We start from the raw sequence: 20410 nt of genomic DNA, 5'->3' as shown, positions 1-20410 counted from the left end.
TATGGAGAATGTGCTGAACCTTTCAATTACCGAGCTTGCCGCTTTGTATCGCCAGAAACAAGTGTCTCCGGTGGAAGTGGTGAAACTGTCCTTTGAACGCCAGGAAAAAATCGGGAAGGCATTGAATGCGTTTATAACGGTGACTGAAGAACCTGCGCTGCGGCAGGCAAAAAAAGCGGAAGAGGCATTTTTGGCGAACAAGCCAAGCCATCTGCTTGCAGGGATTCCGTATTCCGCAAAAGATTTATTTTATACGGAGGGAATCCGTACTACTTGTGCTTCCCATATCCTGAAAGATTTTGTGCCGGATTACAGTGCGACAGCCATCAGCAAGCTGGACGCAGCCGGTGCTGTCATGCTTGGAAAAACCAATATGCTTGAATTCGCTTATGGAATCGTCCATCCGGATTTCGGCAAGACGAACAATCCGTGGGACCTGGCGAAAACGTCCGGTGGTTCATCTGGTGGATCGGCGGCTGCCGTTGCAAGCGGCATCGGTTATTTTTCACTTGGCTCGGATACGGGCGGATCTATCCGCATCCCTGCTTCCTATTGCGGGGTTGCCGGACTCAAACCGACGCGAGGGCTGGTGAGCGTGCACGGGGTCTTTCCATTAAGCGGGTCGCTCGACCACGCCGGGCCACTCGCCCGCAATGCGCTCGATGCGGCGCTGGTGCTGGAAGTGATTGCGGGCTTTGACCCGCAAGATCCCCATTCATTAACGGGTGGCTCCGGTGAAGTGGACATCAGCAATTTCAGTGCGTTGGACGCTAAGCACGTCGGCGTTCTGCCGGAGCGGTTTCTACGCGGACTTGCGCCTGAAGTGGCTCGCGTTTATCAGGAAACGCTGCAGCATGTCCGGTCGCTTGGCTGGCATATCGATGAGGTGGAAATTGAAGGATGGGCGCGGATGGAGGAAATCATCATGGCGGTGCTGCTGCCGGAAGCGGCGCAGATTCATCAGCAATGGCTTGGCCGAAAAGAGGAATACGCAAGTATGACGTATCGTCAGATCGAGCAGGGCATGGCTTCGAAAGCTGTTGATTACTTGAACGGCCAACGGGATCTGAAAGGTTTCACATCAGCCGTCTCAACCCTTTTCAACACATTTGACCTGTTATTGATGCCGACGGTGTCGTTTGCAGCCCTTGCGGAAGACCCGGTTATCGGCAGCGAAGAAGACGAGATGCTGTTCACGGGACCTTTTAATATCAGCGGCCATCCGGCAGTGTCAGTGAATATGGGTTTTACAGCCGATGGCTTGCCAGTAGGCATGCAGCTTGCCGCTCCGCATTTTCAGGACATTGAATTGCTCCGCGCCGCGCATCAGCTTGAAACCATGCGGAGCGCTCGGATGCCCAGCTTTGATTGAGAAACAGCCCGAATGGCGCAGGAAGAAAAGAAAGGAAGCGGCTTATGGATATGATGACGATGAATTTAAATGATTTTAAAGAACTACAGAAAAGCATCAATACGGTGCTGCTGCCGATCGGCATGATCGAAGCCCATGGACCCCATTGTGCGCTTGGCACGGATGTACTGATTCCAAGGGAATTCGTCAGGCGGCTCGAAAAAGAGGCTGGCGACAGGATTTTGATGGCGCCTGAAGTGGCGTATGGCCATTCCTGGGGGCTTGCGCCGTTTGCCGGGACGATTGATGTTCCTGGGGAAGTTTTCGGGAATTATGTTCTTGAAATATGCAAAGGCTTTTACCAGAACGGATTCAGCAACATCATCTTGTTCAATGGCCACGGCGGCAACATTGCGAGCCTCGATCTTGTCACCGAAAAATTGGCGGACATCGGGGTACGGACACTGACCATCAATTGGTATATCGATTACCGGGAAGACATCAAAGGGATTGCTCCGGACCCGGGCCATGCAGGCGAAGACGAGACATCGATGGTCCTGGCGATCGATGAGCGGTATGCGTATACGGAAGGCGTCGGCAGCCACGAAATTCCCTTGGCAAAACGCTTCCGTTTTAAAGATGGCGGCGCGACGCTGTATCCGCAAGCCTTTTCTGGCAACGCTGGGGCAGCAACGGCTGACAAAGGGGAAAAACTCTACGCGATGATGGTGAAATTGGTACTCGAAGACATAAGCACATTATGGGATATTGAAATGCAGTATGAAAGGGGAATAGAAAGATGACCTTACGTTGGACTTCGGAACCGGTAGGAGAAGCGATAGTGGATATCGTTTTAAGCCTCAACGAACAAACCTTGAAAATGCACGATACGGAAACGGCGTCAGCCAGCTACAGCAGCGTCAAGCCTTCACTCCGGAACTTTGATGACATTGGCCGCAAAATCGATGAGGTGGAGAAAGAGATCCAGGGGCTTGCTGGCCATCCAGGAAGGTATTTGCGCTCGATGGTCAATGCGTACCGCTATTTTGGCCGCAGCCTTCAAGGCGATGATTTGCCCTATGCGGAATACATTGCCAACATCCAGGAATTGCCGGCCACACTTATCCCGGAAGAGACGATGGCTGGGCACCGCGAGCTTGTGGAAAAAGGGCTCGGGGAACTCGGTTATAAAGGCAGCCTGCAAGAAAAAGCGCAAAGCTGGCTTGCAGAGACATTGATTGCGCCTGATAAAGTAATCGAAGTGGCAGAGTCGATGAAAGACAAAAGCAAAGAAGGAACAATAAAGCGGGTCATCGAATTGCCTGAGGGAGACGGATTGGATTACATCAAGTCGATTCAAGGGGTGTTTTGGAGCGGATACTCCAAGTATACCGGGAATTACCGCGGCAATCTGACATTCAATATTGACCGGCCATGGACAGAACCGGTGCTGGCGCAGATCATGGCACATGAAGGCTACCCAGGCCATCAGGCATTTTACTGCCGCTGGGATTATCTCTTTCAGCAAGGCAAGCTGCCGATCGAAGCTTCTTATTACCTGATCAACAGCCCGACGAATGCGTTATTCGAAGGGGGTCCTGAAAGCGCACTCCATTTTCTTGGATGGGATCGGGACGAAGAAGAAACCGAGGGCATTAGCCTCCAAACGAAGCGCCATTACAAGCTGGGGCGCGATTGGATCGACATGCAGCGAATGGCCATGACCAATGCCTGTTATCTGTTCAATGAAGGGAATATGAACAAAGAAGAAGCCATCGCATATATGATGGAAAAAGGGATGTTGGGCCCTATCGAAGCGAATAATTGCTACCGGTTTTTCTCGCATCCCATTCAGAAAACCTATTATCCTTCCTATTATTACGGCCGTTGGATGGTCGGCAAAGGCTATGATTCGGTTGCGAAAGAACAAAGGGCGGAGTTTTTCAAGATTCTTTATGATACGCCGCATACAACCAATACGTTTATCGATGCCGTCAGTGATTTGAGCGGCAGCCGCTTTCAGCCGTTTGAACAAGTTAAGACTGCTGCAAAGGATTTTGTCCTATAGCAAAATGAGGCATTTCACCGCCGGAAAAGGAGGTTTTCTATGGTTGTCGAGTTGAATAAAACACACCTGAATTTGAGTAGTGCGGTATCGGCCGCAAAATTGATGGCGTTTACGGCAGAAATTGCCAAAGAAGTTCGGCTCTCGGGTTCGCCAGCAGAGCTGCGCGCGTTCCAATACGTAAAGGGCGAGCTGGATGCTCTGGGGATTGAAACCGCTTTGAGCTTTCATGACGGCTTTATCAGTTTGCCGTTGTCGGCAGAATTGCAGGCAGGCGGCATGGAGTTTCCATGCATCACCCATTCGATGTCCACATCGACCGGAAACGAGGGGCTCAGCGGAGAGCTGCTTTATGTGAAAGAGCTCGCCTCTGGCATGGAGACAGCCGGAAAAGTGGTTCTCACGGAAGGAATTGCAACGCCGGGTGGGGTGGAAATGCTGGAGCAAGCAGGAGCGATTGCCGGAGTTTTCATCAACGGGTCCATCACCCACGAAATGACGGTATCCCGGGTCTGGGGCAATCCGACACCGGAGACGAAAAAAGAGTTTCCGAAAATTCCGGTGCTTTCCATCACGGAAAAAGAAGGAGCCCAATTGCTCGGGCAACTGGCCCGATCCGGTGAACCGGTGAAAGTCTGGCTAAAAACGGAAGTCGATACCGGCTGGCGTAAAATTCCTACGTTAATAGCAGACATCAAAGGTGAAATAGAACCGGAAAAATTCGTGTTGTTCAGCAGCCATATCGATTCCTGGCATTATGGCGCAATGGACAACGCCAGCGCCAATGCAGCATTGCTTGAAACGGCAAGGGTTCTAATGAGCCAGCCATTGCCGCTGCGCCGGACTCTGCGCTTGGCGTTTTGGTCCGGGCATTCCCACGGCCGCTATTCAGGATCAGCCTATTATTGCGACAGCCACTGGGAAGAGCTGCATGAACATTGCCTGCTGCATGTCTATGCAGATTCTTTGGGGGGAAAGGGGGCGCAAATCCTTGGCGAAAGCAACTGCATGGCCGAAACACGCGATTACGGCGGCTCGTTCGTAGAAGCACTGACAGGCGAAGCTTTTATCGGCAAGCGCTTTGGAAGGGGGGGCGATCAATCTTTCTGGGGGCCGGGAGTTCCTGCGTTGTTCATGGGTCTTTCCGAACAGCCTCAAACTGACGATGCAGCGTCGCGGACCTTAGTGAAGCTTTTCGGCGGAATCAAATCCGGAGGCTTCGGCTGGTGGTGGCATACTGTGGAAGATACGCTCGACAAGCTCGACCCTGAAAACCTGCGCCGAGATTGCCAAGTTTACGTGTCACTGATCTACGATTCCTGTTCGCGCAAAGTGATGGCGCTCAACCATGCCGCAGGCGCCGCTGAAATCGCAGCGGCATTGGAGGGCTATGCAAGGATGGCGGAAGGGCAGCTGGATTTGTCGATGGCCTTGGAACGTGCTAAAAAGCTCCAAGCACTGGGGGCACAGCTCAACAAACTGGCTGACCGGAAAGAATGGGAGGACGGCGAAGCAAAGAAATTCAATCAAGCAATGCTCACGATTTCCCATGAACTGATTCCGCTGAGTTACGTCAGCGGCGATCTTTTCGAGCAGGATCTGGCGGTGAATCTGCCAACCGTGCCGTTGTTAAAAGATATCCGGCTGCTGTCGGAAACCGATCCGGGGAGCCCGGAAGCACTTGAATGGCAGACTTTGTTGAAAAGGCGGCTCAATAAAGTCGAATTCGCTCTTTTAAAAGCGATGCGGATTGCCGAATCGCTGTTGGAATAATGGGCACAAAGGGAGGATGTCTGCGCATAGGCGCGAACATCCTCTCTTTAACTGTGTATTGGCAAAATTAACTGTGCTTCACCCTTGGTGTGCAAAGAATAGATGCCATTTGACAATAGGGGCTTGCAGGGGTAGATTTTAGCTATTAGGCATGATTGAAGGATAGCGCAGAAAGAGGGAATTAAAGTGAAAAAACAAGTCGTGGTAATTGGCCTTGGCCGTTTTGGCAGCAGTGTGTGCCAAGAGCTTTATAAAATGGGCCATGAAGTGCTGGCAATCGATTCGAAAATGGAGAGAGTGGATGCGAACCGTGATCATTCTTCCCATGCCGTCATTGCCAACGCGACGGATGAAAGCGAATTGAAAGCGCTTGGCGTGCGGAATTTCGACAACGCCATTGTCGCCATCGGGGATGATCTCCAGGCGAGCGTGCTTTGCACATTGATGTTGAAAGAGATTGGCGTTTCGAAGGTATGGGTGAAGGCCCGCGACCTGCAGCATCAGAAAATCCTTGAAAAAGTCGGTGCTGACCGGGTCATCCAGCCGGAATATGAAATGGGTGTCCGCGTCGCGCATCATATGGATTCGGAAAAAATCATCGACTATATTGATTTGTCGAAGGATTATAGCATCCAGGAATTGACTGCATCAAGCAAAATTGCGAACCGTACCTTGGCGAAGCTTAATTTGCGGGAGCGCTACAAGATCATTGTACTTGCGATTAAACGCCAAGAAGATGTCAATATTGCTCCTGTGCCGAATGATGAGGTGCAAGAAAACGACGTTCTTATTGTCATGGGGCATCGGGATGATCTGAAGCGCTTCGAAGAAAAAGGCATTTAACTGAACCACTTAACCACCGTTCCCTTGAACGGTGGTTTTTAATTTGGTATACAATTTGATTGATTTATTGCTAATTAATAATAATAAGTCTATAATTTTGTAAATATGGTATACCATTTGAAAAGGAGGTAGGACCGCGTAATGATTGAAATGACTGATGTGAAAAAGAATTCCGTTTATGAATATCTCTATAATGCCATTCGGACCGGCGACATCCTGCCCGGACAGACGCTGACGGAACGGGGCTTGGCCGAAAAAATCGGCGTCAGCCGCACACCGGTGCGGGAAGCGATTCGTAAGCTTGAAGAGCAGGGCATCGTTACGCATGAGCCGCATAAAGGCGTCAAGGTCATCACGCTGTCGGTCGACAAAGTGGCGCAGCTGTATGATGTGCGCGAATTGCTGGAAGGGCTCGCGGCACGGAAACTGGCGGAACGCCATACGCCGGTAGGGATCAGCGAACTGAGTGGGCTTATCGATGAAGCGGAAATGAGAGCAGTGGCGAACCATGTGCATGAACTGGCGCGCATCAATTCGGAGTTTCACCTGTCTCTGGCGCGGTTGTCGGGCAATGTCTATCTCGAAGCCATTATGAACATGCTGCAGACGCAGATCGGTTTGATGATGTCGGCTTCGCTGTCGACATCCGGCCGGCCGCTGCAGAATATCAGCGAGCATAAGATGCTGATTGACGCGATTCGTTCAGGGGACGGAGAGTTTGCCGAAAGCATCGCCAAACACCACGTACGGAATGCGCGCGAACACGCAATGCAAAAATTGACAGAGGGCGGGGAATAGAAATGGTGACAAAACAATTGGTGGAAAATATCCTGAAGGCGAAAATGGAGGATATCCCGGAAGAAGTCAAAATTCATGGCAAAAAAAGTTTGTACAATTGGATGGGCGTGGCAATCGGCGCTGCTCACCATCCATCGGTCGATATGGTGCTTGGCTTGAAAGAAGACATCCAATCGGCGGAACAAGTCTCGATTTTCGGCCGTACGGAAAAAACCGATTTGCTGCTGGCCTCTTTAATCAATGGCATGTCTTCCCATATTTTCGATTACGACGACACGCATCTCGATACAATCCACCATCCGAGCGGACCGGTGGCGCCTGTCGTTTTGGCGCTTGCTGAAAAAATGAAACTGTCCGGCGAAGAGGTGCTGCACGCGTTCATCTTAGGATGCGAAGCGGAACTGCGCATCGCTAACGCCGTGTACCCAAGCCATTATCATTTGGGCTACCACATCACCAGTTCGACAGGTGTCTTTGGTGCTGCAGCGGCGGCGGGAATCTTGCTGGAGCTGGATGCCGAACAGATGGCATGGGCGCTTGGAATCGCCGGCACCCAATCGTTCGGCTTGCGCGAGATGTTCGGCACGATGACAAAGCCGTTCCATCCCGGAAAGGCTGCGCAGAATGGGCTGATGGCGGCATTGCTCGCCAAGAAGAATTTCACCAGCTCTACAGAAGTGCTTGAAGCGAAACGCGGGTTTGCCAACGTCTTGGCGCCAAAGCATGATTTATCGAAAGTGAATGTGGCATGGGGCACTGAATGGGAATTGCTGAAAAACGCATTCAAGCCGTATGCGTGCGGTATCGTGCTCCATCCTTCGATTGATGCTTGTATCGCACTCGGCAAACAAGTGAAAGCGGAAGAAGTCGAGCGCATCGAGCTGACCGTCAATCCGTACGTTTTGGAGCTGACAGGGAAACCGACGCCGCCGACAGGGCTCGCCGGCAAATTCAGTATTTACCACACTGCTGCTGTCGCGTTCTTGGAAGGCGATGCAGGGGAAGCGCAATATTCGGACGCCAGTGTCCACAATCCGGAAGTCGTGGCGTTCCGCAGCAAAATCCAGCCGCAGGTTGATGCCGCTGTGAAAGAAGAGGAAGTGCATGTGGTAGCTTACCTGAAGGATGGGAGAACAATCGCCCATACGGTGAAAAACGCCACAGGCAGCATTGAAAATCCGATGGACGATACTGCATTGGAGCGTAAATTCAATCGATTGGTCCACGCCATCATTGGCGAAGAAGCGGCGAAAGCTTTGCGGGAAGCGATGTACAGTCTGGACGAACTGGAAAATCTGGACGGCTTGATCGCATTGACGAAAGGGAAAGCGGAGAGAATATTGAATTGATAAACAAAGCCGGTTCCCAGGATGGAGAACCGGCTTTGTTTATGAACCCTTAAAAATCGAAGTCCACTTCGACGAAATATTCATTTACCCCGACGCCTCCTTCATAAAGGGGCAAAGTAATCCCTTCGTTGTCCCCGTGGAACGACAATGTTCCGATAGGCTCCGGGAGCTCCCACGTATGGGTTTCTTCACGGTTGGCATTGTTAATCAAATCAACGAACGCCTCAATTTCACGGGCTTCACTTGCTTCATGGACAAGCTCGCCGCCTTGGGTGATTTCCATGCGGCTATATTCGCCCTCAAGCAAAGGAGGTCCATTGCAGCCGGAAAGCAGCGGCAGCAGAACCAATAGTAACAATGTATATAAAATAATCTTTTTCACGCAATCGCCCCTTCCCATTTGATATTTCCATAATATTCCAATTGGAATTCACTTACAAACATGAATTAAGTTCTTTGGGAAAAAGGAAAAGGGCTTCCCGATAAAGGGAGCCCTTTTTGATTAAAATGCGTATTGGAACAAGCCGTAATACAGAGGCCCTAAGAAAAGGGCGGTCGACACTGCGACGAAAAACGTGCCGGTCGGACCCGCGACTTCTTCGCGCTCATGCTCAAACTGCTTTTTCAGTTTGAATGCAAAAATGATATCCCAGGCGAGGCCGCCGAAAAAGACGAACTTCCAGACGATCGGTTCGAAAATCTGGTTTTGGGTGACAAAGCCGAACAAGCCGATCCACGTGATTACGGAAACAACTAGGTCAAACTTGACCGGAAAATTCAACGGTCCGCTGTGTATGATGAAGCCGACAGTCGCAGTGCCGAGAAAAGCTGCATAGATAAACCAAAAAATTTGTTCCATTCATTAAAACCTACTTTTTTCAGACTCTCCCCATTATAAAAGAAATAGAAGGAGAAAGAAAAGCTTTTACCGAAATCCAGCCGGATAAAACAAGAAATCAGCGCCCTTACGCTTGCTGGGCAGATTCGGTTTTGCTGAGGCTGACGATCGTCCTTGATAACCTGGATGACCCTGTGAACATTGCCGCCTATTGTGCCGGCTGGGGCCTCGGGGTCTACCTTGGAGGAATCATTGAAAATCGTATGGTGCTCGGCTATATCGTCTTCGACATCATTGTGGATGCCCATGAATCCAATCTGCCCGTGCTGATAAGAGAGAAAGGCTACGGCGTCACTGCATGGCCGGCTGAAGGGAAAGACGGGCTGCGGATGTGCATGAAAGTATTGGCCAAACGGAAAAACGAGCAGAAACTGCGCGATTTTGTGACCGGACAATCGCCAAAAGCCTTTATCATTTCCTACGAGCCAAACCGATATAACGGCGGATTTCTCACGAATCCTATCAAATAAAGTGGCTGGATCAATAAAAGAGCATGAAATTTTGGAACAGGCGCGATTGTGCCTGCTCTTTTCATTGGCCAGCCGCTATAATGGAGGAAACGAGACGAAAAACCATTCGCCGTTTAGAATCTGTCAGGGGGTGCAGTTATGGGGACAAAAAGCCACGGCCTGAAACACGGATGGACATTGATCGCGGACAAATCATTCAAACTGTTCTCCAACGCCAATGCCTATATCCTAGTTGATTTTGAGCACGACACAGTGCTCCATTTCAATGTCACCGATTCCGAGCTGGAAGTGGTTTCCGCAAACTGGGGGCTGCGCTTTAAAGTGATCCTCGGCTTCAAGACGATTAAGATCCTGGAAGTTTCAGAAGAAGAATAAAATCAAAAAAGGGCTTTCCGGAAAACCGGAGAGCCCTTTTTCTATGATTTAGTGAAACTTATCCTCTATAGCCAAGTTTAATGGAAATCCGCTGGCCGGTTTCTTTCGCCTGGGTAATCAGGTAATCTAGCCGTTCCTCAGTAAGCGTGTAACTGACAACCCCGATGCTGAGTGCTCCCTGGACTTTGCCAAAACGATTCAGAATCGGCACCCCGACAGAAGAAGTTCCTTCCGTCCGCTCGCTATGGCTGATAGCATAACCTTGTTCCAGGATTTGTTCCAACAGGTGCCGGAATGCGGACTGCTCTTCCTTCGGAATACATGCGTTGAGAATTTTCTTCGTATCGCCATTTGGCATATACGCGAGCATGGATTTATTGGCCGCTCCGATGTGCATGGGAATGCGGGAGCCGAGCTTGTCGTAGACCCGGATGGCATGGTTCTCATTGTCGATCCGTTCAGTGATGAGCGATTCATTCCCCATTGGCTGGCTCAAGTAAACACTTTCACCGGTCAATTCCGCCAGGTGCACCAATTCCGGCCGGATGGTGCTGACGTAATCGATTGTATCGTACATATGTAAGCCGTATTCCAGCCAGATATTGCCGAGGTTATAGCGCTTTGTCCTGTCATCCTGTTGGATCATTCCATGAACCGCCATCGCTTTTAAGATACGGTGCATCGAGCTTACCGGAAGCCCGCATTCATTGGCAAGTTCCGTGATGGATAAGCCATCTTCGGAGGAGCTTGCTACCAATAATTTTACAATACCCATAGCCCGGTCAATTGACTGCATAATTCACACCAATCCTTTAGAAAATAAAGTTGTTGGAACATTTAAAACTTATTGACATTATACCATGGTTATCTTATATTACTAAAAATATCTTTTCGTAATGTGGAATGCTTTTCCACTATGCGGAAAAGGAGGCAATCATGAAATACAGTTCATCTATGTACCAGCCGCTCGAAAAAGTTATTGTCAAACATCCTGAAGATGCGTTCATCAGCCAGAAGCATATTCAAGAAGAATGGCAAAAACTCAATTATCTCTCCGAACCTGATTTTGAAGAAGCCAGGAAAGAGTATGCCGAGTTTATAGCGCTGCTGGAGCAGCATGTGGCGTCCATCGAGTACTTGCCGAAGTCAGAGGACGTCAGCATGGATTCCATCTACGCACACGACCCGGTGAAATTCACGCCGGATGGGGCGATCCTCCTGAAATCCGGTAAAGCCTTGCGGCAGCCGGAAGCGGAGGTCTATAAGAAGTTCCTCGCAGAAAAAGAAATTCCGATCATTGGGGAACTGACCGGGGAAGCGACATCGGACGGCGGCGACATTGTCTGGCTCGATGACCGGGTGCTGGCAATTGGAAACGGTTACAGAACCAATGCGGAAGCGATCCGCCAGATCAAAGAAATGACGGCGCATCTCGTCGATGAGTTTATTGAAGTCCAGCTGCCGCATGCAGACGGGGAGGAGGAATGCCTCCATTTGATGTCATTCATCAGCATGGTCGATAAAGACCTGGCCGTCGTCTACTCGCCGCTCATGCCAGTCGCATTTCGAAAGCTGCTGCTGTCGCGGGGCATAGAACTCATTGAAGTGCCGAAAATGGAATACGACCTTCTAGGCTGCAATGTGCTGGCGGTGGCGCCGCGCGTCTGCATCATGGTGGCAGGCAATGAATCCACCAAACAACAGCTGCAAAGAGCAGGCGCAACGGTATACGAATACAAAGGCGAAGAAATCAGCATCAAAGGAACCGGCGGGCCGACCTGCTTGACAAGCCCAGCAGTAAGAGTGCCGATAAAAGAGAAAAGGGGATTGACGCATGTTTAAAAATGTCATCGTAAAAACACCAGGAAAAAGCTATGTCAACGGATTAACCACTTCAGATCTTGGCAAACCGGACTATGGCCGCCTGCTTGAACAGCATGCCGCTTACGTCGAAGCGCTGAAAGCCTGCGGCGTCGAAGTTACGCACTTGGCTGAAAGCGAAGAATATCCCGATTCGACGTTCGTCGAAGACGCAGCGGTCGTGACGCCGGAATTCGCGATTATCACAAATCCGGGGGCGGAGAGCCGCAACGGCGAAAAAGAGGAAATCGAAACAGTGCTGAGAAATTTTTACTCGAAATTCCACTACATCACATCACCCGGAACGCTTGATGGAGGCGATGTTTTGCAGGTGGACAAGCATTTTTATGTCGGCATTTCAGAACGCACCAACCGCGAGGGGGTAGAGCAATTCAAAAACCTTGTCGAAACGGAAGGGTACACGGCCACAGTGGTAGAGTTGCAGGAATTTTTCCACTTGAAAACAGGTATCGCTTACCTTGGCAACAATACGATTGCCGCGGCTGGGGAATTTTTAGGCAATCCGGATTTTGCAAAGTATGAAAAAGTGGAAATTCCTGATGCAGACGAATATTCTGCGAACTGCATCAAAGTCAATGAGTACGTCATCATTCCAAAAGGCTTTGAAGACACGAAGCGGAAACTTGAAGAACGCGGGCTGGAGACCATCGAACTTGAAATGTCGGAATTCCAGAAGCATGACGGCGGTCTGAGCTGCTTGTCGCTGCGGTTTTAAGAATCAATAAGGGGTGCAAGAAAACATTGGGGGAAGGGGAATGTAAATGATTAAAACACCGGAAGTGCCGGCTGCAAACCAGTTGAACCGTTCCATGAAAAGCCGCCATCTGTTCATGCTTTCGCTTGGAGGCGTCATCGGCACAGGATTGTTTTTAAATGTAGGGTATACGATCAACCAGTCCGGAGCAGGAGGGGCGTTGATCGGCTATCTGATCGGCGGCCTGATTTTGTACATGGTCATGGTCTGCTTAGGGGAATTGGCCGTCCACATGCCAGTCACCGGTTCTTTTCAGACATATGCGTCGAAATATATCAGTCCGTCTGCCGGCTTTTCATTAGGCTGGATGTACTTTGTCGGATCGGCTGCCACGGCGGGGGTTGAATTCACCGCTGCCGGCATTTTGATGAAATACTGGTTCCCGGAAACACCGGTCTGGATCTGGTGTGCCATCTTCGTGGTTCTCCTATTCATGCTGAATGCTTTGACGACAAGAGGGTTCGCAGAAGCGGAATTCTGGTTTGCCGGCATTAAAGTAGTAGCGCTTCTGCTGTTTATCGTGATTGGCGCAGCCGCTATTTTCGGGCTCATTCCGCTTGCGGACCGACCGGCGCCGTTCATGGAAAACCTGGCTCCGACAGGTTTGTTCCCCGCTGGCATTGCCATTATTTTTGTCACGATGATGAACGTCATTTTCTCCTATCAAGGATCAGAGCTGGTAGGAATTGCTGCAGGGGAAACGGAAAATCCGGAAAAGAACATCCCGAAAGCTATCCGCAATATCCTGTTCCGCATCATTGTCTTCTATATCGCTTCCATCATTATCCTATCGGCTATTTTCCCTGCTTCAGAGCTTGGGCTATTGGCCAGTCCGTTCGTTACGTTGATGGAAGTGGTGGGGATTCCGTATGCAGGAGGCATCATGAACTTTGTCATCCTGACAGCTATCCTTTCTGTCGGCAACTCCTGCCTGTACGCTTCGACCCGTCTGCTATGGGCGATGGCCAATGAAGGCATGGCGCCGCGGATTTTCAGTACGCTGACCAAGCGGAAAGTCCCGCTTGCGGCATTGATTTTCACTATGCTGTTTTCACTGCTGTCGCTTTTGACCAGCGTCATGGAGGCGGATACGGTGTTCATCCTGCTGATGTCGATCGCCGGCATTTCAGTAACGATTTCTTGGATGGGAATTGCGGCTTCCCAATTGATGTTCCGCTACCGCTATGTAAAAGCGGGAGGGAATACAGCGGATCTGAAATACAAAGTGCCGTTCTATCCATTCGTACCGATCTTCTGCATCGCTTTTTGCCTGCTCATTCTCGGGTTTCTGGCTTTTGATCCAACGCAGAGAATCGGACTGCTATACGGCGTCGGCTTTTTCGTCGCCTGCATGATCTTCTATAAAGTGAAACTTGAAAAAAGAAACACTGCTCAGGCAGAAGTGGAATTGGAACCGGTCAAATAAGGAGGAATATTGAGTGGAAAAATTGCTGTGGGGATCACCAGCCAGTCTTCGGTCGCTCCTGTGCGAAGTGGTGAGCTGGGAAAGCCGGACATTGACGGAAGGAGAGAAGGAATTTCCTTTTAAAGTGAAAGAGAAGCTGCGGAAGCTGGATTATTTCCAGCGGCATCCTGATTTTTTGTCCCTCCATGAAGCCGACCCGGGACGGAATCTTCTGATGGCGCTCTACGAACACCTTGAAGCCGTGGACACCATTGTGCTTATCAGCCATTTCGACACTGTCCAGACGGAAGAATACGGCGATCTGGAAGTGCTGGCGTGCCGCCCGGAAGAACTTACGCAAAAGCTTTCCGAACGAAAGCATGAGCTGCCCGATGAAGCGCGGCTTGATCTTGAGTCAGGCAACTACCTGTTCGGCCGCGGCACGATGGACATGAAAATGGGACTGGTTCTCCACATGGCGCTCCTTGAAAAAGCGAGCACAGAAGAGTGGCCGCTCAATTTGGTGCTGCTGACAGTGCCGGATGAAGAAGTCAATTCAACTGGCATGCGGGCAGCAGTTGATGAACTGGTGAAACTGCGAGATGCTCGCGGCTTGTCCTATAAAATGTTCTTCAACAGCGAACCAGCATTTTCGCAGAAGCCGGGCGATGAAAAGCATTACATCTATTCGGGGACGCTCGGGAAAATTATGCCGGCTGCATTGTTTTACGGCAAAGAGACACACGTCGGTGAACCGCTGAAAGGCATGACCGCCAATTTCATCGCTTCGTTTTTGACACAGGCGATGGAATGGAATGCATTATTCCATGAAAACGATCTGGGAGAGAGCACGCCGCTGCCAGTGTCGCTTCAGCAAAAAGACTTGAAAATGCAGTATTCGACCCAAACACCATACCGGGCCACCGCCTTGTACAATATTTTCCTAATGAAACGGAATGCCGCAGAAGTTATGGAACTGTTCGAACAGACAGCGAAACAGGCGGCCACAATGTGCAACACGGCGTACGGGGAACTTTGCAAGCGCGAAGGCATTGACGGGATCGGCGAAGTGCGGATCCTGCGCTACGAACAGCTATTGACCTATGCAGAAGCCAAACGCGGCAACGGCTTTGTCGCTGCATTAAAAGCAGAGGTGCTGGAACATACAGAATGGGATGAACGCGAAAAATCGCTGCGCATTGCTGATAAACTGATGATTCAATGCCACGAACTGTCACCGGCAATCGTTCTGCTGTTTGCACCTCCATATTATCCGGCAGTCAATTCGTCAGAGGATCCATTGATTATGGAATGCGTTGCGACTGTCCAAGAAGCTGCTGCGGAGTTTGGCGTTGAAGTTGACCAGATCCATTACTTTAACGGGCTCTGCGATTTGAGCTATGTGAATTACAGCGACAGTGGAAACGGGTGGAGCTCTTATGAACGCAATACGCCGGTATGGGGTAGCACCTACAGTATCCCGTTTTCCGGCATGCTGGAGCTGCAGGCGCCTGTACTGAATGTCGGACCGTTCGGGAAAGACGCCCATCAGTATACGGAGCGGCTTCATATCGAAAGTGCGTTTGTCCAAACGCCACATATGCTCGAAAGTCTGATGAAGAGCTTATGCAAGCAAGTGGTTGAAACAGTATAAGGTTCTTGAAAAAAACCGATGTGCAAGTAATTAAAAAGGGGCTGTCGAGAATTTCTCGACAGCCCCTTTAAGGATTTCACATATGCAATAATTCCTTTTCTTCGCTTGTCTTCGGAGCAGCTTTCGCGTCCTGGCGGTAAACGTCCAGCAGATCGCATGGACGGCCCATGAAATCGGTGCAGCCGTCCTTGATTTTGACGATGCGGTCTGCCGGGTTGCTGAATGGTTCATCGATCAGCAGGAGGTGGGGATTCGGGGCGAGTGCCCGGGCAATGGCCACGCGCTGCTGCTGGCCGCTGCCGCGAAAGCTTTCCGTTTATGCGGAACGCTTTTTTAAATAATGGTATGATTTTTTACAGGGATTGATAAAAATGCGGCCTGAAGCGCCGGATCGGGGGAAACGATGGATTTACAAACATATTTAACATTGGATGGCACAGCAATGGCGCAATTGGTGCGCAGCAAAGAAGTAACACCGGCGGAATTGCTGGTGCTTTCCTTTGAACGCCTTGAGCAGCTTGGACCGGAATTGAATGCTTTCACTTCGGTGCGCAAAGAACAAGCTTTTGCAGCATTAGAAAAAAGTCCGAGCGGCCTTTTTGGCGGCGTGCCAATGGCGCTGAAGAACATTTCGCAGTCGCTGGCAGGAGAACCGCTGACGGCCGGCTCGAAATTATTGGAAGGATCTGTTGCACAGCGTGACTCCCATTTCGTCTCCAGTCTGGGAGCAGCGGGGATCTCATTCATCGGGCATACGAATACGCCGGAATTCGGATTGAAGAATATCAGCGAACCGGAACTTTACGGTCCTTCGCGCAATCCGTGGAACCAGGACTTTTCGCCAGGCGGTTCAAGCGGCGGCGCCGCTGCAGCTGTGGCGGCGGGGATTGTCCCGATGGCGGGCGCAAGTGACGGCGGCGGATCAATCCGTATCCCTGCTTCTTTCACCGGGCTTTTTGGTTTGAAGCCGACGCGCGGCCGGACACCGGTCGGACCTGGCGCAGGCCGGCAATGGCAAGGTGCTTCCATCGATTTCGCATTAACTCGGACGGTACGTGATAGTTGTGCGCTGCTCGATGTACTGCAGACGATTCAGCCAGAAGCCGCATTTCAGACGCCTTTATTTCCCGGGAAATATAGAGACGCCTTCAACTATAATACAGAGGGCAAACTGCGCATTGCAGTTGCCGCCGATTCGCCAGTCGGAACAGAAGTGTCACAGGATGCGAAAGACGCGCTTCAAAAAACGGTCCAATGGCTGCTGCAGGAAGGCCACGAAGTGGAAGAAACATCCAATGGCATCGACGGCCTCCGCTTGATGCAGGATTATTATTTGATGAACAGCGGCGAGATGGCGTTGCTTGCACGCAATCTTGGCCGCATGTCTGGGCGCACACTGAACGCGAAAGATATGGAAATAGAATCGTGGCTCTTGAGTGAAGCTGGCAAAGGAGTCTCTGCTGCCGATTATTCGGCAAGCCTTGCTTCCTGGGATGCGGCAGCTGCTAATATGGCCGAGCTCCATCAGCGCTATGATTTTTACTTGACGCCGGCTACGGCTTTTACCGCGCCGAGAATTGGCGAGCTGACGCATTCTGCTGCATCGCGCACGGATTTCTTGGAGCGCTTTTCGACGGCACAGACGATGAATGCGCAGCAGGACTTAATCTATGAGATGTTTTTGCCAAGCCTGACCTACACGCCTTATACACAACTCGCTAATCTGACGGGCCAGCCGGCGATGTCAGTTCCAGTGCATGTTTCTGACAACGGCTTGCCGATTGGTGTCCAGTTCATGGCTGCGAAAGGGCAGGAGCACCGGTTGCTTGGTTTGGCACTGCAGATGGAAGGGACAGATTTGTGGGTTGGTCAAAAAGGAAATCCGATGTTTTCCCAGTGAAGCTGAACTAGGATTGAGCCGGAAACGTTGTTCTCTTCTATTATGGAAGAGACCAATAGAAGTATACGTATTGCAATTCATATCTTAATCTAAGGCATTAGCCAAAATGAAGATTGAAAAAAATTCTATTATTTTCTGTTTAAGCAGCCAATACGGCTGCTTTTTTCTGTCCTAAAAATCAGAAATAAAAAGAAAAATAATAATTAATCAGAATAATTAAACAACGGAATTGACTCCAATTGGGATGTCCGCAATAATGGACGTACACTGACGATAAGTTGGCATCGAAAACATGGGGCGTTGTTGAAGCCCGAATGTCCACGCCAAAACATGGCCGTCCAGTGGAGCCAGTCCAAAATAACCGCCGACAAGATAGGAGGGGATTCCCGCCAGAGCCGGCAAAAAGAGATGAGCCTAATATGAACAAAACCATTCGCGACGATGCATTATTCGCTATCAATCCTTGGCGCATGCTGACGTGGCTGCTGATTGCGCAGATCATGGTGGCTTTTATCGGGAGGAGCCTAGCCCCTCTGGGTGTACTGATTGGGGAGGATTTGTCACTGACTAAAGCGCAGATCGGCATGCTTCCGGCCGCGCTCTTCTTGGGGCAATCGGCAATTGCGATTCCCGCCGGGTTCCTCGTAGACCGCATCGGCTCGAAAAAGCTGCTGTTTCTGTTGTCGTTATGCCTGGGCGCGTCCTTTATCCTAATGACGCTGACTTCCCACTATGCTGTGGTCCTGTTCATGGTGGTGCTGGGCGGCGTCGGATATGGAGCCATGCACCCGACTTCGAATAAAGGCATCATCCACTGGTTTTCTGAAAAGCGGGGAACCGCTATGGGCATCAAGCAGATGGGCGTCACGCTGGGGTCGGCACTAGCGGCGCTGCTGCTTCTTCCCGCTGCGACTGTCTGGGGGTGGCGGCCGGTGCTTTTTGGCGCATGCCTGCTATTAATCCTCACAGGCATCCTCGCCTGGCGGTTCTATTCCGATCCGCCGGAAGATGATGTGAAAGTGGAATCCGCAGAGGAGCCGGCGCGTTTGCTGGCTTCGATTCTCCAAATGTTCAAAGAAAAGCCGCTGGTGCTGGTCAGCATTGCCGCTATGGGACTGAGCGGAAGCCAACTGATCTTGAATACATACTTGGTGCTGTTCGCTTATGAATACATCGGCCTCGGCCTCGTGTCAGCGGGAATGCTGCTGGTGATTTCCGAAGTGAGCGGCTCTTTTGGACGCGTCGCGTGGGGAATGATCAGCGATCATGTCTTTCAAGGGAAGCGAATCATCGTCATGGCCATCATCGCGGCCTTGTCGATTGTCATTTCGCTAGGGATCAGCCAGCTTCCGCCGGGGACGCTGTTTTGGGTGATGGTGCCCATCACCGTCGTTTTCGGTTTCTGCATTTCCGGTTTCAATGGGGTCTGGATGAACGCCGCCACTGAACTGGTTCCAGTGAAGCAGGCTGGAATCGCCAGCGGCTTCAGCCTGATGCTGGGCTCTTGGGGCGTCATCCTGGGGCCTCCGCTGTTCGGCTTTATTGTGGATGTGACTGGTTCGTTCATGTTCGGCTGGCTGTTTCTTGCTGCTGTCCTCGCAGTAGTCATTGTCCTGCTGCTATGGGCGATGGCAATTGTGAAAAGAGAAGGGAAGGAATATACGAAAGGGTAAGCCGGCATTGAAAAGTGGAATTCGATTTCATTAATTTAAAATGGAGGAAAGCCTATGGAATACCAAACGCTTGGGAAAACGGGCATCAAAGTATCGAGCCTTTGTTTTGGGACGATGTCATTTGGCGGCAACGCGGATGAAGAAACTTCGCGGGCGATGTTCAATCGCTGCCGGGAGTCAGGCATCAATTTTTTCGACTGCGCGAATGTCTATAACAAAGGGGCAGCGGAAGAAATCTTGGGAAGGTGCATCGCGGACAGCCGGGATGACTTGGTATTGACGACCAAAGTGAATGGACCGACCGGAAAAGGCGTCAATGACCGTGGCTTGTCACGCCGCCACATCATAAAGGAAGTCGAGAAAAGCCTGAAGCGGCTGAATACCGACCGCATTGAATTTTACTTTGTGCATGCGTTCGATCCGGAGACACCGATTGAGGAAACGCTGCGGGCAATGGATGATCTCCAGCGCCAAGGGAAAATTTTGTATCCGGCGGTCAGCAACTGGGCTGCCTGGCAAATCGCTACAGCACTTGGCATTTCCTATAAAGAAAGCCTGGCACGCTTCGAATGCGTCCAGCCGATGTACAATCTTGTGAAGCGCCAGGCAGAAGTGGAAATCCTGCCGCTCGCCGCTGCTGAAAACATGGGCGTAATCACTTACAGTCCGCTCGGCGGAGGCTTGCTTACCGGCAAATACGGCAACGGTAAAAAGCCGGAGCAGGGCAGGCTGGTTGACCAGAAAAACTATGAAAAGCGCTATGCCGAAGAGGCTTATTACCGTATCGCTGACCGTTTTACGCAACATGCGGACGAATTGGGCCACCATCCGGCATCACTGGCCGTGGCATGGACGATGGCGAATCCAGCGGTCACCGCCCCGATTATCGGAGCACGCAATTTGGAACAGCTTGAGCCGTCGCTCGCGGCGCTCGACATCGACATGACACCGGAATGGCGAAAGGAAATTACCGATCTCTCCATCACCCCGCCGCCGGCAACGGATCGGTTGGAAGAGGTATAAGCTTTTTGGATTCCGCAAAAATACATTCCAGAAATTATACCTAACCCTTTCAGTTGAGGAGTTCTTAATAAAGAGCGAAACACAAATAAGACCACCAATTCACCTATGAATTGGTGGTCTTAAAATGTCTATACCTCAACGAATACATACATTCTTTACAGGTTTATTTCAAGTTAAAAAAGCATTATAGGAAACTCC

At 50.7% G+C, this 20410-nt stretch carries 19 protein-coding genes and 1 pseudogene; 16 read left to right on the top strand and 4 right to left on the bottom strand.

What is annotated here, in order from left to right; all coding sequences use genetic code 11:
- Position 1 precedes the first annotated feature (1 nt).
- The 7 genes from AC4EHJ_RS09960 (at position 2) to AC4EHJ_RS09930 (ending at position 8179) form a co-directional block, all read left to right on the top strand.
- Positions 2 to 1372, top strand: coding sequence for an amidase (locus tag AC4EHJ_RS09960; protein ID WP_490975406.1), 1371 nt, complete (start codon positions 2 to 4; stop codon positions 1370 to 1372).
- Positions 1373 to 1416: 44 nt separating this feature from the next.
- Positions 1417 to 2154: a creatininase family protein gene (locus AC4EHJ_RS09955; protein ID WP_490975405.1), complete on the top strand. Its 738-nt coding sequence runs from the start codon at positions 1417 to 1419 to the stop codon at positions 2152 to 2154.
- A complete protein-coding gene (locus AC4EHJ_RS09950) occupies positions 2151 to 3419 on the top strand; it encodes a hypothetical protein (protein ID WP_490975404.1) in 1269 nt (422 codons plus the stop codon). Before AC4EHJ_RS09955 ends, AC4EHJ_RS09950 begins: the two co-directional genes overlap by 4 nt.
- Before the next feature lie 39 nt (positions 3420 to 3458).
- Positions 3459 to 5189, top strand: coding sequence for a M28 family peptidase (locus AC4EHJ_RS09945; protein ID WP_490975403.1), 1731 nt, complete (start codon positions 3459 to 3461; stop codon positions 5187 to 5189).
- Between the two features lie 186 nt (positions 5190 to 5375).
- Complete coding sequence (locus AC4EHJ_RS09940; protein ID WP_490975402.1) at positions 5376 to 6032, top strand: potassium channel family protein; 657 nt, start codon at positions 5376 to 5378, stop codon at positions 6030 to 6032.
- A gap of 141 nt (positions 6033 to 6173) precedes the next feature.
- Positions 6174 to 6830 carry a GntR family transcriptional regulator gene (locus tag AC4EHJ_RS09935; protein ID WP_490975401.1) on the top strand — a complete coding sequence of 219 codons (657 nt, stop codon included), beginning with the start codon at positions 6174 to 6176 and terminating at the stop codon, positions 6828 to 6830.
- A 2-nt stretch (positions 6831 to 6832) separates the two neighbouring features.
- Entirely contained in the window at positions 6833 to 8179 is a 1347-nt protein-coding gene (locus AC4EHJ_RS09930; RefSeq protein ID WP_490975400.1) for an MmgE/PrpD family protein, read from the top strand.
- A 49-nt stretch (positions 8180 to 8228) separates the two neighbouring features.
- Here the strand turns inward: AC4EHJ_RS09930 and AC4EHJ_RS09925 are convergent, their stop codons facing one another.
- Both AC4EHJ_RS09925 and AC4EHJ_RS09920 read right to left on the bottom strand, forming a co-directional pair.
- Complete coding sequence (locus AC4EHJ_RS09925) at positions 8229 to 8561, bottom strand: hypothetical protein (protein ID WP_490975399.1); 333 nt, start codon at positions 8559 to 8561, stop codon at positions 8229 to 8231.
- A gap of 120 nt (positions 8562 to 8681) precedes the next feature.
- Positions 8682 to 9038: a hypothetical protein gene (locus AC4EHJ_RS09920; RefSeq protein WP_490975398.1), complete on the bottom strand. Its 357-nt coding sequence runs from the start codon at positions 9036 to 9038 to the stop codon at positions 8682 to 8684.
- 131 nt (positions 9039 to 9169) lie between these two features.
- Here AC4EHJ_RS09920 and AC4EHJ_RS09915 point away from each other — a divergent pair, with 131 nt between their 5' ends.
- Together AC4EHJ_RS09915 and AC4EHJ_RS09910 are read left to right on the top strand one after the other, a co-directional pair.
- Complete coding sequence (locus tag AC4EHJ_RS09915) at positions 9170 to 9547, top strand: DUF2179 domain-containing protein (RefSeq protein WP_490975397.1); 378 nt, start codon at positions 9170 to 9172, stop codon at positions 9545 to 9547.
- Positions 9548 to 9685: 138 nt separating this feature from the next.
- A complete protein-coding gene (locus AC4EHJ_RS09910; RefSeq protein WP_490975396.1) occupies positions 9686 to 9922 on the top strand; it encodes a hypothetical protein in 237 nt (78 codons plus the stop codon).
- Between the two features lie 58 nt (positions 9923 to 9980).
- Here the strand turns inward: AC4EHJ_RS09910 and AC4EHJ_RS09905 are convergent, their stop codons facing one another.
- Positions 9981 to 10718, bottom strand: coding sequence for an IclR family transcriptional regulator (locus AC4EHJ_RS09905; RefSeq protein WP_490975395.1), 738 nt, complete (start codon positions 10716 to 10718; stop codon positions 9981 to 9983).
- 140 nt (positions 10719 to 10858) lie between these two features.
- On the opposite strand from AC4EHJ_RS09905, the gene AC4EHJ_RS09900 reads away from it, so the two are divergent.
- The 4 genes from AC4EHJ_RS09900 to AC4EHJ_RS09885 are packed head-to-tail and all read left to right on the top strand — an operon-like array spanning position 10859 to position 15616.
- Positions 10859 to 11764: a dimethylarginine dimethylaminohydrolase family protein gene (locus tag AC4EHJ_RS09900; RefSeq protein ID WP_490975394.1), complete on the top strand. Its 906-nt coding sequence runs from the start codon at positions 10859 to 10861 to the stop codon at positions 11762 to 11764.
- Positions 11757 to 12518, top strand: a complete 762-nt coding sequence (locus AC4EHJ_RS09895; protein WP_490975393.1) for a dimethylarginine dimethylaminohydrolase family protein — start codon at positions 11757 to 11759, stop codon at positions 12516 to 12518. The genes AC4EHJ_RS09900 and AC4EHJ_RS09895 overlap by 8 nt, the downstream gene beginning before the upstream one ends.
- A gap of 46 nt (positions 12519 to 12564) precedes the next feature.
- A complete protein-coding gene (locus tag AC4EHJ_RS09890; protein ID WP_490975392.1) occupies positions 12565 to 13983 on the top strand; it encodes an amino acid permease in 1419 nt (472 codons plus the stop codon).
- 13 nt (positions 13984 to 13996) lie between these two features.
- Positions 13997 to 15616, top strand: a complete 1620-nt coding sequence (locus tag AC4EHJ_RS09885) for a M20/M25/M40 family metallo-hydrolase (RefSeq protein WP_490975391.1) — start codon at positions 13997 to 13999, stop codon at positions 15614 to 15616.
- A 217-nt stretch (positions 15617 to 15833) separates the two neighbouring features.
- Here AC4EHJ_RS09885 and AC4EHJ_RS09880 read toward each other — a convergent pair.
- Positions 15834 to 15911: pseudogene (locus AC4EHJ_RS09880) on the bottom strand (ATP-binding cassette domain-containing protein); the annotation flags it as partial.
- A 108-nt stretch (positions 15912 to 16019) separates the two neighbouring features.
- Here AC4EHJ_RS09880 and AC4EHJ_RS09875 point away from each other — a divergent pair.
- The 3 genes from AC4EHJ_RS09875 to AC4EHJ_RS09865 all read left to right on the top strand — a co-directional run bounded on the left by AC4EHJ_RS09875 (position 16020) and on the right by AC4EHJ_RS09865 (position 20212).
- Positions 16020 to 17516 carry an amidase family protein gene (locus tag AC4EHJ_RS09875; RefSeq protein ID WP_490975390.1) on the top strand — a complete coding sequence of 499 codons (1497 nt, stop codon included), beginning with the start codon at positions 16020 to 16022 and terminating at the stop codon, positions 17514 to 17516.
- A 419-nt stretch (positions 17517 to 17935) separates the two neighbouring features.
- Entirely contained in the window at positions 17936 to 19189 is a 1254-nt protein-coding gene (locus AC4EHJ_RS09870) for an MFS transporter (protein WP_490975389.1), read from the top strand.
- A gap of 54 nt (positions 19190 to 19243) precedes the next feature.
- A complete protein-coding gene (locus tag AC4EHJ_RS09865; protein WP_490975388.1) occupies positions 19244 to 20212 on the top strand; it encodes an aldo/keto reductase in 969 nt (322 codons plus the stop codon).
- Positions 20213 to 20410 lie beyond the last annotated feature (198 nt).

This window comes from Planococcus sp. TJ-301, assembly GCF_058268475.1.
Note: the sequence above shows the minus strand (reverse complement) of the source record. Positions and strands in the feature narration are given on the sequence as shown.

What these genes read in the sequence shown, in the direction of transcription:
- AC4EHJ_RS09935 (WP_490975401.1), top strand. Translation starts at nt 6,174, where the DNA reads ATGATTGAAATGACTGATGTGAAAAAGAATTCCGTTTATGAATATCTC.
- AC4EHJ_RS09945 (WP_490975403.1), top strand. Translation starts at nt 3,459, where the DNA reads ATGGTTGTCGAGTTGAATAAAACACACCTGAATTTGAGTAGTGCGGTA.
- AC4EHJ_RS09920 (WP_490975398.1), bottom strand. Translation starts at nt 9,038, where the DNA reads ATGGAACAAATTTTTTGGTTTATCTATGCAGCTTTTCTCGGCACTGCG.
- AC4EHJ_RS09910 (WP_490975396.1), top strand. Translation starts at nt 9,686, where the DNA reads ATGGGGACAAAAAGCCACGGCCTGAAACACGGATGGACATTGATCGCG.
- AC4EHJ_RS09895 (WP_490975393.1), top strand. Translation starts at nt 11,757, where the DNA reads ATGTTTAAAAATGTCATCGTAAAAACACCAGGAAAAAGCTATGTCAAC.
- AC4EHJ_RS09900 (WP_490975394.1), top strand. Translation starts at nt 10,859, where the DNA reads ATGAAATACAGTTCATCTATGTACCAGCCGCTCGAAAAAGTTATTGTC.
- AC4EHJ_RS09960 (WP_490975406.1), top strand. Translation starts at nt 2, where the DNA reads ATGGAGAATGTGCTGAACCTTTCAATTACCGAGCTTGCCGCTTTGTAT.
- AC4EHJ_RS09955 (WP_490975405.1), top strand. Translation starts at nt 1,417, where the DNA reads ATGGATATGATGACGATGAATTTAAATGATTTTAAAGAACTACAGAAA.
- AC4EHJ_RS09875 (WP_490975390.1), top strand. Translation starts at nt 16,020, where the DNA reads ATGGATTTACAAACATATTTAACATTGGATGGCACAGCAATGGCGCAA.
- AC4EHJ_RS09890 (WP_490975392.1), top strand. Translation starts at nt 12,565, where the DNA reads ATGATTAAAACACCGGAAGTGCCGGCTGCAAACCAGTTGAACCGTTCC.
- AC4EHJ_RS09930 (WP_490975400.1), top strand. Translation starts at nt 6,833, where the DNA reads ATGGTGACAAAACAATTGGTGGAAAATATCCTGAAGGCGAAAATGGAG.
- AC4EHJ_RS09905 (WP_490975395.1), bottom strand. Translation starts at nt 10,718, where the DNA reads ATGCAGTCAATTGACCGGGCTATGGGTATTGTAAAATTATTGGTAGCA.
- AC4EHJ_RS09950 (WP_490975404.1), top strand. Translation starts at nt 2,151, where the DNA reads ATGACCTTACGTTGGACTTCGGAACCGGTAGGAGAAGCGATAGTGGAT.
- AC4EHJ_RS09870 (WP_490975389.1), top strand. Translation starts at nt 17,936, where the DNA reads ATGAACAAAACCATTCGCGACGATGCATTATTCGCTATCAATCCTTGG.
- AC4EHJ_RS09865 (WP_490975388.1), top strand. Translation starts at nt 19,244, where the DNA reads ATGGAATACCAAACGCTTGGGAAAACGGGCATCAAAGTATCGAGCCTT.